This window comes from Streptomyces polyrhachis (assembly GCF_042663125.1).
GTDB lineage: Bacteria > Actinomycetota > Actinomycetes > Streptomycetales > Streptomycetaceae > Streptomyces > Streptomyces polyrhachii.
Genome location: NZ_JBHSZO010000005.1, coordinates 58,363 through 72,260, shown reverse-complemented (window position 1 = coordinate 72,260; position 13,898 = coordinate 58,363). Strand labels below are relative to the sequence as shown.

At 75.9% G+C, this 13,898-nt stretch carries 12 protein-coding genes; 3 read left to right on the top strand and 9 right to left on the bottom strand.

The window, feature by feature from the left end; all coding sequences use genetic code 11:
• Together ggt and ACFQLX_RS04730 are read right to left on the bottom strand one after the other, a co-directional pair.
• Positions 1 to 1,848, bottom strand: a complete 1,848-nt coding sequence (ggt, locus tag ACFQLX_RS04735) for a gamma-glutamyltransferase (RefSeq protein WP_386412474.1) — start codon at positions 1,846 to 1,848, stop codon at positions 1 to 3.
• A 123-nt stretch (positions 1,849 to 1,971) separates the two neighbouring features.
• Positions 1,972 to 3,168: a M14 family zinc carboxypeptidase gene (locus ACFQLX_RS04730; RefSeq protein ID WP_386412235.1), complete on the bottom strand. Its 1,197-nt coding sequence runs from the start codon at positions 3,166 to 3,168 to the stop codon at positions 1,972 to 1,974.
• 273 nt (positions 3,169 to 3,441) lie between these two features.
• On the opposite strand from ACFQLX_RS04730, the gene ACFQLX_RS04725 reads away from it, so the two are divergent.
• The gene (locus ACFQLX_RS04725) at positions 3,442 to 5,064 is read left to right on the top strand and encodes a phosphodiester glycosidase family protein (RefSeq protein ID WP_386412233.1); all 1,623 of its coding nucleotides are present in this window, start codon (positions 3,442 to 3,444) and stop codon (positions 5,062 to 5,064) included.
• Between the two features lie 58 nt (positions 5,065 to 5,122).
• On the opposite strand, the gene ppgK is transcribed toward ACFQLX_RS04725, so the two are convergent.
• The gene (gene ppgK / locus ACFQLX_RS04720) at positions 5,123 to 5,890 is read right to left on the bottom strand and encodes a polyphosphate--glucose phosphotransferase (RefSeq protein ID WP_386412231.1); all 768 of its coding nucleotides are present in this window, start codon (positions 5,888 to 5,890) and stop codon (positions 5,123 to 5,125) included.
• A 228-nt stretch (positions 5,891 to 6,118) separates the two neighbouring features.
• On the opposite strand from ppgK, the gene ACFQLX_RS04715 reads away from it, so the two are divergent.
• Complete coding sequence (locus tag ACFQLX_RS04715) at positions 6,119 to 7,081, top strand: lysylphosphatidylglycerol synthase transmembrane domain-containing protein (RefSeq protein ID WP_386412229.1); 963 nt, start codon at positions 6,119 to 6,121, stop codon at positions 7,079 to 7,081.
• Here ACFQLX_RS04715 and ACFQLX_RS04710 read toward each other — a convergent pair.
• On the bottom strand, positions 7,011 to 9,320 hold the full coding sequence (locus ACFQLX_RS04710) for a WD40 repeat domain-containing protein (RefSeq protein ID WP_386412227.1): 2,310 nt from the start codon (positions 9,318 to 9,320) through the stop codon (positions 7,011 to 7,013). The two genes, ACFQLX_RS04715 and ACFQLX_RS04710, sit on opposite strands and share 71 nt — an antisense overlap.
• A 300-nt stretch (positions 9,321 to 9,620) precedes the next feature.
• Here ACFQLX_RS04710 and ACFQLX_RS04705 point away from each other — a divergent pair, with 300 nt between their 5' ends.
• Positions 9,621 to 9,797 (top strand): hypothetical protein, encoded by a 177-nt coding sequence (locus ACFQLX_RS04705; protein ID WP_386412225.1) that lies wholly within the window; start codon positions 9,621 to 9,623, stop codon positions 9,795 to 9,797.
• A gap of 11 nt (positions 9,798 to 9,808) precedes the next feature.
• Here ACFQLX_RS04705 and ACFQLX_RS04700 read toward each other — a convergent pair whose 3' ends face one another.
• Genes ACFQLX_RS04700 through ACFQLX_RS04680 form a run of 5 tightly spaced genes read right to left on the bottom strand, consistent with a single transcriptional unit; the run spans position 9,809 to position 13,870 of the window.
• Positions 9,809 to 10,711, bottom strand: a complete 903-nt coding sequence (locus tag ACFQLX_RS04700) for a carbohydrate kinase family protein (RefSeq protein ID WP_386412223.1) — start codon at positions 10,709 to 10,711, stop codon at positions 9,809 to 9,811.
• The gene (locus ACFQLX_RS04695; RefSeq protein ID WP_386412221.1) at positions 10,712 to 11,281 is read right to left on the bottom strand and encodes an inosine/xanthosine triphosphatase; all 570 of its coding nucleotides are present in this window, start codon (positions 11,279 to 11,281) and stop codon (positions 10,712 to 10,714) included.
• Entirely contained in the window at positions 11,278 to 11,955 is a 678-nt protein-coding gene (locus ACFQLX_RS04690; protein ID WP_386412219.1) for a class I SAM-dependent methyltransferase, read from the bottom strand. The genes ACFQLX_RS04695 and ACFQLX_RS04690 overlap by 4 nt, the downstream gene beginning before the upstream one ends.
• Positions 11,952 to 12,608: a uracil phosphoribosyltransferase gene (locus tag ACFQLX_RS04685; RefSeq protein WP_386412217.1), complete on the bottom strand. Its 657-nt coding sequence runs from the start codon at positions 12,606 to 12,608 to the stop codon at positions 11,952 to 11,954. The genes ACFQLX_RS04690 and ACFQLX_RS04685 overlap by 4 nt, the downstream gene beginning before the upstream one ends.
• Positions 12,608 to 13,870 (bottom strand): prenyltransferase/squalene oxidase repeat-containing protein, encoded by a 1,263-nt coding sequence (locus tag ACFQLX_RS04680; RefSeq protein ID WP_386412215.1) that lies wholly within the window; start codon positions 13,868 to 13,870, stop codon positions 12,608 to 12,610. The genes ACFQLX_RS04685 and ACFQLX_RS04680 overlap by 1 nt, the downstream gene beginning before the upstream one ends.
• Positions 13,871 to 13,898 lie beyond the last annotated feature (28 nt).

Sequence of the window (13,898 nt, the reverse complement as noted above, 5' to 3'; positions counted from 1 at the left end):
TCACGGCGAGGGCTGGACCACCCCCGCCGACCCGCCCCCGCGCCGTACCGGCTCCGCAGCCGCCTGCCAGCGGCCGTCCGGCAGGCGCTCGATGCCCGTTGCCGCGCCGATCTCGGCCACGGAGGCGAAGGAGTGCCCCAGCGCCTCCAGTCCGAGGCGCTCGGGCAGGGCGAGGAAGCCCGGCTCGGCCTGCGTCGCCGCCCCGTTGCGCTGGCTGGCGCGCGGCGCCGCGATGGCCTCGGGCAGCGTGAGCCCGCGGTCGAGCCGGCCGGTGAGCACCTGCAGCACCGTGGTGATGATGGTCGCGCCGCCCGGGGTGCCGACGGCGAGCAGCGGCCGACCGCCGCTCAGCACGATCGTGGGCGCCATCGAGGAGCGCGGGCGCTTGCCGGGGCCCGGCAGGTTGGGGTCGGGGACGCCGGGGACCAGCGGCGCGAAGGAGAAGTCCGTCAGCTCGTTGTTGAGCAGGAAGCCCCGGCCGGGGACCGTGATGCCGCTGCCGCCGGTCTGCTCGATCGTCAGGGTGTACGCCACCACGTTGCCCCAGCGGTCGGCGGTGGTGAGGTGCGTGGTGCTCGGCCCCTCGTGGCCCGCCGGGACGGCCGTTCCCGTGCCCGTGCAGCCGGAGGCCGCCGCCGTGGGGTCGCCCGGGGCGACGGGGCTGGTCAGCGCGCGGTCGTCGGAGATCAAGCAGGCGCGGGAGTCGGCGTAGGACGGGGAGAGCAGCTGGCGGGTGGGGACGTCCTCGAAGCGCGGGTCGCCCACCCAGCGGTTGCGGTCGGCGAAGGCGAGCCGGGAGGACTCCAGGTAGCGGTGCAGGTAGCGGGTCTCGCCGGCGGCCGAAAGGTCCGTGCCCTCCAGGATGTTGAGCGCCTCGCCCACCGTCGTGCCGCCGGAGGAGGAGGGCGCCATGCCGTACACGTCGAGCCCGCGGTAGCGCACCTGCGTCGGACGCTGGGCGCGCACCGCGTACTCCTCCAGATCCGCCGAGGTCAGCCCGCCCGGCCGGACGAGCCGGGTGGCGGCGGGGTCGACCGGGGGCCTGCGCACCGTGTCGACGATCTCCTCGGCCAGCTCACCCTGGTAGAGCGCCCTGACGCCCTCGCGGCCCAACTGCCGGTAGGTGGCGGCCAGATCGGGGTTGGCCAGGGTGCTGCCGACGGCCGGGGGCGCGCCGCCGGGGAGGAACAGCTCGCGGCTGGCGGGGAAGTCGCCGAAGCGCGCGGCGTTGGCGGCGGTCTGGTCGGCGAAGGTCTGGTCGACGGTGAAGCCGCCGTCCGCGAGCCGCTCGGCCGGCTTCAGTACGGCGGCCAGCGGGCGGCTGCCCCACTGGCGCAGCGCCCGGTCCCAGGTGGCCGCGGTGCCGGGGGTGCCGACGGACAGGCCGCTGGTCACGGCCTCGGCGAAGGGGATCGGGGCGCCGTTCTCCAGGAACAGCCCCGCGTCGGCGCTCAGCGGCGCGGTCTCCCGGCCGTCGAGGGTGTGGACGCTGCGGGAACGGGCGTCGTAGTAGACGAGGTAGCCGCCGCCACCGATCCCCGCCGAGTACGGCTCGGTGACACCCAGCGCGGCGGCGGTCGCCACCGCCGCGTCCACCGCGTTGCCGCCCCCGCGCAGCACCGCCAGCCCGGCGGCGGTGGCGTCGGCGTCCACACTGGACACCGCACCGCCGTACCCCGTCGCGACGGGCGACTTGGGCGGGCCGGCGCCCTCGGCGGCGTGCCCCTGCGGCGGGGCGGCGGCGAGGCCGCCGGCCAGCGCGGCGGCCGCGGCGAGCACGGCGAGGAGGCGGACGCCGACAGGCGCGGAGGCTCTGGCGGGCGCGGACACGGGCGCGGACACTGGCATGGGCCCAGAGGGCATGGGACGCCTCCTTCTCAGGATTCTCCGGCCGCCCGATCCTCGCAGGCTTCCGCCCCGCGCCCAAGACCGCGTGCGCTCAACGCGCCGGAGCGGTCCATGAGTTGGTCCTCACTCCTGGGTGCGCGGGTTGTCGATGTCCGGGCCGGCCGGCGGGATGTCGTGGTAGCGCGCCGGGTCCACCGCCCGCACACTGCCGTCGGCCAGCCCCTCCAGGGTGGCGCCGAAGCCGAGCAGCGACTGCTGGAGCAGCATCCCCATGGACTTCTGCGCGACGCCGCCGCGGGTCTCGTACAACATGATCCCCGCGCCGTTGAGCGCGTACGAGCCGAGCGCGGTGCCGGGCACGTCCACGTCCCAGTAGCGGGTGATGCCGCCGAAGGCGGAGTCGCCGAGCGCGCGCAGCCGGTCCCAGACCAGCACGTTGACCTGGAAGGAGAGGTCGCGCACGGCCGGGTCGAGGGGGAACTCCCGGGTGCCGGCGGTGACGAGGCCGCTGAGCATCAGCGTGGTCAACTGGTTGTCGGTGTCGGACTGGACGTTGCTGAAGCGGTGGTGGTGGTCGATGAAGAACGCCGGCCGCAGCCGCTGGAAGACCGCCGCGGAGGTGCGCGCCTCGGGGGTGGCGAAGAAGCCGGGCGTCGTGCCCCAGTCGCCCGGCAGCAGTATCTCGTCGCCGGGGGAGAGGCGGGTCGCGAGGTCGGGGTTGAAGTCGCGGTTGAGGTCGAAACCGGGCGTGGCCCCCTGCTCGAACTGGTACCAGGGCGCCGGGGTGTCGGCTGCCAGACCCCACTCGAGCGGCGTCCACGCCTGCGAGTTGCAGCGGCGCTGCACCAGGCTTCCGTCGGCGGCGCGGAAGTCGGCGCCGTCCATGTTGAGTCGGGGCAGGAACCAGATCGCCAGCTTCTCCAGCACGGCGAGCACGTCCGGGTGGGAGCTGGTGGCGAGCGTCCGCATCAGCCGCAGGGCGGCCTCGGTGCCCAGCGGTTCACCGCCGTGGATCTGGGTCTGGACGAGCACGGCGGTGCGGCCGGGGCCCGGCTCGCCGAAGCGCGCCAGATGGATGGGCCGGCCGCCCGCGGAGTGCCCGGCCACCTCGACGGCCATCCGGCCGCCGGAGCGCGCGGCGAGGGACTCCAGGGCTGGGCCGAGCGCTTCGTTGGAGGTCAACGCGACCTTCTGCACGCTCTGTTCGGGCTGGATCCAGGGTCCGCCCGGCCGTGACTGCGGTGCGGCGTGGGCGGCGGCGGGCAGCACGAGGGCGGCACCCGCCCCGGTCAGCCCGGCCAGTACGGTACGGCGACGCATACGGATCATCCTCCGGTAGACGGTGCGAACATCAACGTGCCTTATGTGCAAGCATGTTGAGATTCGTTGATCAGTCTGGAGGCCGGGGGCGCCCGCGGCAAGGATCATGCCGCCACGTATCCGGAGGGGGCGCGGGCGGCACGGACCGGGGCCACGGCCCCCCGGCTTCCCGCAGCGGTCACCGAACGGTCGACGCGGGTACGCCCTCTGGCCAGTTGGCGTGTCCAGCGTGAGGATGCCGGGCGGAAGAGCCGCCGCGTGGAAGGGTTCGGTATGCGCGTTCTCACGGTACGGCGAGGTCTCATCGGCGCTCTGGCGACGGGACTCGCGTTCAGCTCACTCCTCACCGCCCCCGCGGCCTCCGGCGCCCCCGCGCGGGACGACGCCGCGGCGGGGCTGCCCCTCGGGCCCGGCGATCTCACCGAGACCCGCAGCGCCCGCCAGGTGCTCCCCGGCGTCATGCACGTCTCCATCGAACGGGGCCACGCCTCACCCGACGACTTCTGGACCGTGACCGTCGGCACCGGCACCACCGAGGCCGAACTCACCGCCCTGGAGGACCGGGTACGCGCCGCCGGCCTCACCCCGCGCCGCGACCCCGTCGCCGGCGACGACCCGACCACCGGCCGCCCGCTGGGCGCCCTGGTCCGCATCGGCCGCTACGGCACCCAGGCCGCCGCCGCCACCGCGCGCAGCGCAGTCGCCGCCGCCGGACTGCCCGCCCGCGTCCAGCACACCGGCGAGGACGGCCACTCCACCACCGGCCCCTGGTCGCTGGACGTCCTGGTGATCGACCCCAGGCGCTTCAAGGGCCGCCTGGGCTCCGAACTCGCCACCGGCATCGTCCCCGGCCGCGAGACCACCAGCGACCTCGCCCGGCGCACCGGCGCCGCCGCCGCCGTCAACGGCGGCTACTTCGTCATCGGCGGCAGCCGCACCACCCCCGGCCCCTGGCTCGCCGGCACCGACGGCGACCCCGCCGGGATCTCGGCCGTACGCGGCGAGCTGCTCTCCGAGGCCGTGGCCGGCCGCCCGGCCCTGGTCGTCCCCACCGACTCCGGCGCCGCCGCCTCCGTACGCCGGCTGCGCACCCGCCTCACTCTGCGCGCACCGGACGGCGCCCATCGCGAAGTCACGGGCCTGAACCGGCAGTCGGGGCTCGTCGTCAACTGCGGCGGCACCGGCGACGCCACTCCCTTCACCCACCCCGCCCACGACTACACCTGCGGCAACCCCAACGAACTCCTCGCCCTCACCCCGGCGTTCGGCCCCACCGCGCCGGAGGGCGACGGCTACCAGGCCGTCCTCGACGCCGCCGGCCTCGTCACCGCCGTACGGGAGGGACGCGGCGGCCCCCTCGGCGCCGGTGCCACGGTGCTGCAGGGCACCGGCACCGGCGCGCAGTGGCTGCGCGAGCACGCCGCGGTCGGTGCGCCGCTCGTCCTGAGGCGCACTGTCGCCGACAGCGAGACCGGCGCCCCGCTGCCGCTCACCCCGCAGACCTCGCTCGTCAACGGCGGCCCGCTGCTGCTGCGCGACGGCGCGAGCGCCCTGGACCCCGTACGCGACGGCTGGAGCCCCGAGGACATCGAGGGCGCCGACCGCGCCGACTTCTTCAACGGCTGGTACCTGCGCCGCAATCCGCGCACCGCGGCCGGCGTCACGGCGGACGGCCGCATCCTCCTGGTCACCGCCGACGGCCGGCGCCCCGAGCACTCGGTGGGCCTGAGCATCGACGAGACGGCGGCCGTACTGCGCGACCTGGGCGCGGCGGACGCGATCAACCTGGACGGCGGCGGCTCCACCGCGATGGTCGTCCACGACGAACTGCAGAGCCTCCCCAGCGACGCGGCCGGCGAGCGCCCGGACGCGGACGCGCTGGTGGTGCTGCCTTAGGGGGTCAGGCGCAGGGGTCAGGCACCGACCCGTGCCCGGCACGGGTCGGCGCCCGTGCTCACACCTTCCGGCTCGCGGCGGCCATCGCGGCGCCGACGATGCCCGCGTTGTTCTGCAGCTGCGCCGGTACGACCTCCGCGCGCACCCCGTGGATCGCGTCGAGGAACCTGTCGGCCTTGCGGCTCACCCCGCCACCGATGATGAACAGCTCGGGGGAGAAGAGCATCTCCAGATAGGCGAGGTACTCCGCCACCCGGGGCGCCCACTCCTTCCAGCTCAGCCCGGCGTCCTCGCGGGCCTTGGCGGAGGTGTGGCTCTCCGCCTCGCACCCGTTCAGCTCCAGATGGCCAAGCTCGGTGTTGGGCACGAGCTGGCGGTTGCTGAAGAGGGCACTGCCGATGCCGGTGCCGAACGTCAGCAGCAGCACCGTGCCGTAGCGGTCGCGGCCGGCGCCGAAGGTCATCTCGGCGATGCCGGCGGCGTCGGCGTCGTTGAGGACGGTGACGGGGCAGTGCAGCGTGTCGCCGAGCAGCTCCTCGGCGTTGACGCCGATCCAGCTCTTGTCGACGTTCGCGGCGGTGCGGATCGTGCCGTTGGTGACGACGCCGGGGAACGTCACGCCGACCGGCGCGCCCGGCAGGTCGGGGCCGCCCGGCAGGTCGAAGTGGCCGGCGACCTGCCGTACCTCCGCGGCGACGGCGACGGCGGTCGCGGGCTGCGGCGTCAGGACCTTGAAGCGCTCCTCGGCGAGGTCGCCCAGCGCCAGATCGACGGGCGCGCCCTTGATGCCCGAGCCTCCGATGTCGACTCCCAGGATGGTGTTCACGGGATCGACCCTAAGGCCAACGCGCGCCGGGCTCGTCCGGGGGCGGGACGAACGGGTCGACCGGACGGGTGACACCGGCCCGCGAGGGTCGCGGGCCGGCGTACCGCGCGGCTGCCACCGCCGTCGTGTCGACTGCGCGTCGGGCGGCGGACACCGGATGGACGCCCGGGTGGGGCATACCTCTTGCGGGGGCCCGTGTGCGGGGGCCCATCGCGAGGAGGACGCCGTATGGCACGTGCGCTGCCCGTAGTGCCGCTGCGGCGGCTGCCGCTGCGCCGGCTGGCCTGCCTGGTACCGCTCGTCCTGATCGCCGGCTGGGCCGCCGCGAACTGGCCGCTGCTGCGGGACGGCTGCCGGGAGCTGCTCACCGCCGACCCCGGCTGGCTGCTCGCCGCGGTGGCCATCACCGGGCTGTGCTGGGTGCCGGTGTGCCTGACCCGGCAGGGCGCCGTCCTGGAACGGCTGCCCCCGGTACGGCTGTTCGCCTCGCAGGTCGCGGCGGGCACCGCGAACCACGTCCTGCCCGCCGGCCTCGGCGCGCACGCCGTCACCCTGCGCTTCATGACCCGGTGCGGGATACCGCCGGCGCGGTCCTCCGCGGCGCTGGCGCTGTACTCGCTGGTCGAGCCGGTGGCGCGGGTGCTACTGCTGGCGGTCCTGCTGGTGCTCTTCCCGCAGGCGCTGCCCCTGGCGGACCTGGCCCCGGACGCGACGGCGCTGGCACTGCTCGCGGCGGTGGTGCTCGCCGCCGCCGGGCTGCTGGCACTCGTCCTGCGGGCCTGGACACGGGCGCGCCGCCTGCTCGCCGACTTCCTCACGGTGGCGCTGACCGACGCCCGCGCGGTCCACGCCCGCCCGGCGCGGGCGATGGCGCTGTGGGGCGGCGCCTTCGCCTTCCCGGCGCTGCAGGCGTCGGTGCTGGTGGCGGTGGCCGCGGCGACGCAGCTCCCGGTGCGCTCGGCAGACGTCGCCGTCGCCTACCTGGCGGCCAGCGTCCTCGCCGGCGCCGTCCCCACCCCGGGCGGCATCGGCTCGGTGGACGCCGCCCTGGTGGTCACCCTGGCGGCGGCGGGCGCACCCCTCGCCCTGGCCACGGGCACGACCGTGGGCTTCCGGATCATCACGGTGTGGCTGCCCCTCCTGCCGGGGGCACTGGTCCTGACGGCGCTGGTCCGCCGGAAGGTCCTGTGACCCCGGGCGGCACGGGGGCGGGGAGCGCCCAGCGCAGCACCGCGGGACCGGCCACGGCCGCGGCCGGCAGGGTGCCGTCCGAGGACAGGGCCAGCGCGGTCACCGGGCCGCGGCGCAGTACGTACGAGGCCGGGGCGGCGGCGCCGGGAGGCCACACGGTGACGGTCGTCTCCGCGGCGGCGTGGACGGCGACAAGGGCGGCGTCGGCGGTGAACGCCAGTGCCGCGAGGGCCGCTTCACCGGCCGGCGCCGCCCGCGACGACTCCGGTCCGCTCGCGCCGGGCCGCCACAGCGCCACGCGGCCGCTCGCGTACCCGACGGCCAGCAGGGAGGCGTCGGGCGCGTGGGCCAGGGCGAGTACGGGGCCGTCGGCGCCCGCCGGCAGCGAAGTCCCGCCGCCCGAGCGGAGGTTCCACAGCCGTACGGCGCCGTCCGCGCCCCCCGTGAGCAGCCCCTGGCCGTCCGGTGCGAAGGCCAGCGCGCACAACGAGCCTTTCGTGCCGGGGAGGTCGGTGCGCGCGCGGCCGGTGACCGCGTCCAGCACCGTCACGGTGCCGTCCTCGTGCGCGCCCGCGAGGAGCGAGCCGTCCGGGGAGAAGGCCAGCACCGGCAGCGGGCGCCGACCGGTCAGCCGATGCCGCGGCGTACGGGAGAGCGGGTCCCACAGGCCGACGCTCCCGTCGTCGTATGCCGCCGCCAGGAGCGAGCCGTCGCTTCGGAAGGCGAGCCCCCGGACGGGCCCGTGGTGGGCGCCGGCCAGGGGGAGCAGCGGCAGGGGGCGGCCGGAGCGCAGGTCGGCGGCGCGGGCCCGGTCGGCCAGCGCGGCGGCCGGGGCGGCAGTGTGCGTCAACACCGGTCGGGTGGCGCCGTGTTCGGCGGCCGGGTCTCCCGGTGGCGCGGTGGCCCCGTGCCCCGGGGGCCCGTACAGCTGGAGGTGTCGGTCGCTGTCCCCGGTGGCGCACAGCACGCCCGACGGGGAGAACGCGAGCGTGGCGACGAAGCTGGGCCGGGCGGACACGAGCCGCCCCCACGGCAGCAGGCCGGCCGGATCCCAGAACCGTACGGAGCCGTCGCTGCCCGCGGTGGCGAGCACGCCGCCGCCGGGGGCGAAGGCGAGGGCCGTCACATGGCCGTGGCGGTAGTGCGCGAGGGCGCCCGGCAGACCCGGGTCGCGCGGATCCCACACCCGTATCGCTCCGGTCGTGCTCGCTGCCGCCGCCGACCGGCCGTCGGGGGCGAAGGCCAGGGCGAGGACGCTGCCGCCGCCCACGGCCACCTCGCCCCGTACGGTCCCGGTGGCGGGGTCCCGCAGCCGGACGGTTCCGCCCGTGCCCGCTGTCGCCAGCAGGTCCCCGCCGGGGGAGAAGGCCAGGGCGAAGACGCTGCCGCCGCCCACCGCCACCTCGCCCCGTACGGCTCCGGTGGCGGGGTCCCACAGCTGGACGGTTCCGCCCGTGCCCGCTGTCGCCAGCAGGTCCCCGCCGGGGGAGAAGGCCAAGGTGGTGGCGTGGGGGCCGCAGCCGGCGAGAGTCCGCCGCAGCCGCCGGGTGCGCAGCTCCCACAGCCGTACGGTGCCGTCGCCGTCCGCGCCGGCCAGCCACTTCCCGTCGGGGGAGAAGGCCAGGGCGAGCACCGTACGGCCGTGCCCGGGCAGCGGCTCGCCCACGGGCAGGCCGGTGGCGACGGACCAGAGCCGGACGGTGGTGTCCCGGCCGCCGCTGGCCAGCAGCGCCCCGTCGGGGGAGAAGGCCACGGTGCGTACGAGGTCGGTGTGGCCGGTCAGGGGGTGCCCCAGCGGCAGGTAGGGCGGAGCGGCGGCGGGGACGGCCGGAGGATCGGCGATGCCCGGGGGAGCGGGCTCGGCGCTCCCGGGCACCGCCGGGGTCAGGCGGCCGGAGTCCTGCAGCTTTGTCAGCGCGCGCCATGCCGTCCGCCACCCGCGCAGCTCGGGGTCGCTGTGCGAGGGGAGCTGCGGCAGCGGGCGGCCCTCCCGGTCGAAGGAGAGCAGCGCGCGCACCAGGGCCATGAACACGTCGTGCCCCGGCAGCCGGTTGCCGTTGAGCGTCTCGCTGATGGTGGAGGTCGACAGCATCCGGTCGGCGGGCGCGCGGCGCCGGATGTCGCGGATCGAGGGCTTGCCCCGCTCGATCCGCAACGCGCGCAGCTCGGCGGCCAGTCGGCTCAGTCCGGCCGCGAAGTCCTCACCCTCACCGGGGTGTTCGGTGCTGTCCGATGCCACGGTCACTCCTCGGGAGCGATGAACTGCCTGGTCGCAGAGGCTGCGCGGAGAGCGGAGCAGCCCTGCGGGGGAACACCGCCGAACGGCGGAGAACACCGTTTCGCGCCGGACGGCGCCCGCCGGGTGTTTTGCGGTGTGCGCCACGGATCCCGGGTGCGCGCGAACGTTCGCAGCGCTGCCGCCGCCGGGCCCCGCTGCCTTGTCATGGTGGACATGACGACGAACCAGCGGGGTTGTGACCAGCCCTCCCCAGACCAGTCCCCTCCGGACCAGTCCGGTACAACACCGACGCGCCGGCCGGTGGGTGCACGGCTCCTCGACCTCGTGGCGCTGCTGGCCCTGGTCGCCCTGGCGGCCGTGGTCTTCGCGGTCGGCGGCCCCGACTGGCTGCTGGTGATCGGCGCGGGCGCCGGCCTCTACACGACGTGGAAGTCCGGCTCCGGCGACCGGACCTCCGGGCCGCCCCAGGGCGGATAGGAACCCGGGTGTCAGCCGGGATCCGGTGGGCCGTCGAGGAAGTGGTCGCCCACCACCGACACCAGCAGCCGGTCGGACGCGCCGCGCAGGCCGCCCCGGTCGGCGGGCCGCGGGAAGGGCCCGCCCCGCGCTCCGCGGGTGCGGTGCGCGACCGCGTACCGGCCGTCCCCGTGGACGAGCGCGCCGGTGAAGAAGCCGAGCAGGCGCCCGGCCATCGGCTCGGGTGCCGCCCCGGCGGCGTCGACCGCGAACAGCCGGGCGAAGGTCAGCGCGTTGCCCGCGACGTAGTCCACCGCACCCCCGGTCGCCTCGTGGAACTCGGTGGCGCGGATGGTGCGGTGGAGCCGGTGCGGGACGACGTCCAGCACCACGGGAATCCCGCGCCCGGCCGCCTCGGACATGATCAGCCCGACCGCGCCGCGGGTGCTCGGCCGGAAGAGCATCCAGCCGGAGACCACCAGCACACCGCAGCTGTCCAGCGCCGACAGCGCCGCCGCCACCGCCCGTTCGCACAGCGGCGCGCGGTTGGCGCCGGGCGAGCCGAACATCACCCGCTCGCCGTCGCCGACGTAGCCGACGGACACGGTGCCCGTACCCGGGCCGGACGCCGCGTTGACGAGGGGGTGGACTCCGGACGGGGCAAGGGCATCCAGCAGGAAGGCGCCGGCCGGGTCCACCCCGCCCGGCCCCGTACCCGCGCCCAGGCTGCACAGCAGGTGGACCGGCGCGTAGCCGCGGGCGACCGCGGCCAGCGCCAGATTGACCCCCGTGCCGCCGGCACGCAGCTCGATGTCCGCCTCCACGTAGTCGAGTTCGGCCGGCTCGAAGGGGACCGGACCGTCCGGTACGGCCACCACGTCGAGCATGGCGTCCCCCACGACGAGCATCCCGCCACCCGCTGTCGATCCGCCCATTCAGTACCTGAGCTCGGGCACGGCCTCTGCACCGGCCGGCAGGAACTTCAGCAGCGCGAGGACGACCGGCTGGACGTAGAAGGAGGTACGGGTGACGGCACCGCAGGACAGCTCGGAGACCAGGCCCGTCTCGCGCCAGTCGCCGCCCCGCGACACCCGGGCGGTGATGCCGCCCATCTCGCCGCCGTTCCTGATCGGTTCGGCGACGGCCTCGGGCAGTTCGAAGGTGGCACTGCGGCTGCGGCCGACGGTGTCCCCGGAGAGCACCACGACCCAGGCGTTGACCATGAGCCGGTCGGCGACCGTCTCGACACCGCCCTCGATACCCACCCAGAAGTCGGCGTCGGGCTGGGCCGAACGCGCCCTGGAAGCGCGGTACTCGGCGCCGGCCAGCGTCTCGCCGTCGGTCATCGGCTGTGCGGTGGTGCCCTCGACCGTCACCCCCTCCACGATCGGCTCCGTACCCGTGAGCAGCCGGAACGCCTCGGCGACGGCAGCGGACTTGGCCGGGTTGCGGGAGCCCGTGACCACCCGCGGGGGGGTGCGGCCGGAGTCGGATCGGCGGATCACGCGGTCCCTCCCGATGCCGGATCGGATGTTTTCCTCCATACCACGACGATCAGTCCATTCTGCTGGTGGAAGCGGGCCCCCTGCAGGGATGCCCGGTACACGGCCCGGAACTGCGCGGGCGGCAGGAACACATCGCGCCGTACGTGCCGGACCCACGCCGGGCTGAGCCGGTAGGCGGTGACTCGCAGCGCGGTGGACACCCCCGCGCGCCGAGCGTACCCGGGGAGCGCCGCCACAGCCGTCGCGAGGATCGGCGCGATCCGCGATAGGCCGCGGCCCGCGGGCGTACCGGGGGTGGCGCAGAAGTCGGCGAGCACGGCGACCCCGCCGGGTGCGAGTACCCGGGCGATCTCGGGCAGCGCCCGGTGCGGACGGGCGTGGTGGAGCGCCCCGTAGCTGTAGACGCAGTCGAAGGCGGCGTCGCGGAACGGGAGCCGCTCGGCCTCGGCGCGCACGGCCGCCACCTCGCGCGCCCGGGCCCGGCGGACGGCCGACGGGTCGGGGTCGAGGCCCACCACGGTGTCGAAGTCGCCGGCCAGCGCGGCGGCGACGGCGGCGGAACCGCAGCCCAGGTCCAGCGCCCGTCCACCGCCCGTGCCCGGCAGGTACGTGCGCACGAGCGCCGAGGTTGCCGGCGCCTTGAGCTCCTCCCAGCGCAGCAGGCCGCCGGTCACGGCTCCCGCCCGGAGGCCCAGCGCAGCGAGGTGTCGGAGTTGCCGAGCGCGAACTCCCCGATGTCGAAGCCCGGTCCGACCATCCGTCCCTCCCCGTCCACCCGCTCGTCGTGCCAGATGCAGTGGATACGCGCCCCGGGGGCGCGCTCCAGCAGCAGCTCCCGGCCCCGGTCGGCGACGAAGGGCGCGATGACGTCGATACGCCCGGCCGGCGGCCCCACCCGCTCGGCCAGCGCCCGGCAGGCGGCCAGCGCGGTCCGCCCGGAGGCCAGGGCCACGTCCAGCAGGACGTAGCGGGCTCCGGGGGGGTCGGGGACCGAGCCGTAGACGATGGCCGGATCCACCGCGTGCCCGGTCCTGAACGGCACCAGCACCCCCATCGGTCCAGGCCCGCGGACGTCGAGCCACGGCTGCCACAGCACCAGGCCGCCGCGCAGTACGAAGAGCGGCACCACGGGCGCGGCGTCCGCCGCCGAGCCGCCGGGGGACGCCCAGCGGGCGATCAGGATCGCGGCGATGGCGTGCAGGTGGCGGAGGGCGTCGGCGGGGTGCGGGGGCCCCGCCAGGAGCGCCCGCTTGAGCCGGTCCGCCTCGGCCGACGGGTGGACCCGCAGCCGGGGGTGGGCGGCGGTGGGATGGGAGCGCTCCTGCATCAGCGCGGTTCCTCCACGGGGGCGGGGGCCTGCCGCTGGGCGGGGGTGCTCCCCGGCTCGCGGGATCCCGCGGACTCCAGCGCCGACAGCCGTTCGTCGAGCTTTTGCACCGTCGCCAGCAACGCGCTGTTGTCGACCCGCAGTTCGGCGATCTCGGTCACCAGGTCGGCGTTGATCCGCTTCAGCCAGGAGAGCTGGCCGGTTTCCCGGAGCCGGCGCCGGTAGCGGGCGAGGGCGTCCACCGCCTCCAGGACGGCCCAGGACGGTGCGGTGTCCGGCATCGAGGCCACCCGCCAGTAGGAGTTGGCGTGGTGGCGGGCGAGGGTGTCGCGGGCCATCCGCCTGACCGCGTCGATGCTCGGGTCGGCGACCAGCAGGAGCAGGGCGATCAGCGTGCGCTCCGCGGGCAGGTGGGTCCAGCGCATCCGCACCCAGTGGCCGGCCGCCGCGGCCCCCTCGTCCGCGTCCGGGCCGCCGGCGCGCACGGAGCCGTTCCCGGGGGTGCCGTAGTAGTGCTCCAGCCAGGCGGCCGGCGGGTCGCCCCCGGCGCGGGCCAGCAGCCACTCCCGGGAGGCGCGCAGCGACTCCGTGGGGCGGCCGGCGGCGATCAGGGCCGCGACGCCGTGGCTGGTGTGCGCGACCGTGGGCGCCGTACCGCTCCGGATCCCCCAGGCGCCGTCCTCGGTCTGCCGGTCCATCCAGCCGGCCCCCGCCTCCACGACGGAGCCGAACCGCAGCCGCGCGTCGTCGTCGAGGGTCAGGGCGCGCATGGCGTAGGAGGTCGCGGTGGTGTCGCTCTGCCCGTCGCGGTGGGTGTTCCCCCAGCCGCCGTCGCTGTTCTGCGCCGCCACGACCCAGTCGAGGGCGCCCAGCAGGACCGGGTGCTCGCTGGACACGCCCATCCGGGACAGCGCGAGCAGCGACAGGCAGGTGACCATCGTCAGGCTGAACTGGTCCGCCAGCCGCGGCTTGGACCAGCCTCCGTCGGCGCACACGGTGGAGAAGAGCAGGTCGCGTGCGATGACGAGCTGGGGGTCGCTCGGACTGACGCCCATGGCCACCAGCGCGCCGATCGCACACGCCGTGCCCGTCGGACTCGGCGGCCCGTCCTCCTGCAGGAACTGCCGCCAGCCGCCGTGTACGGGACCGCGGACGAACGTCCTGCGCAGGTAGCGGGTGGTGCCCTCGAAGATCTCGCCCACCCGCGCGATGTCGGCCGACAGGTCCTCCAACGCGTCGCCGTGCCCCTCGGTCCCCGTCACGCCGCCCCCCTTCCTTTCGGCGAGAGCC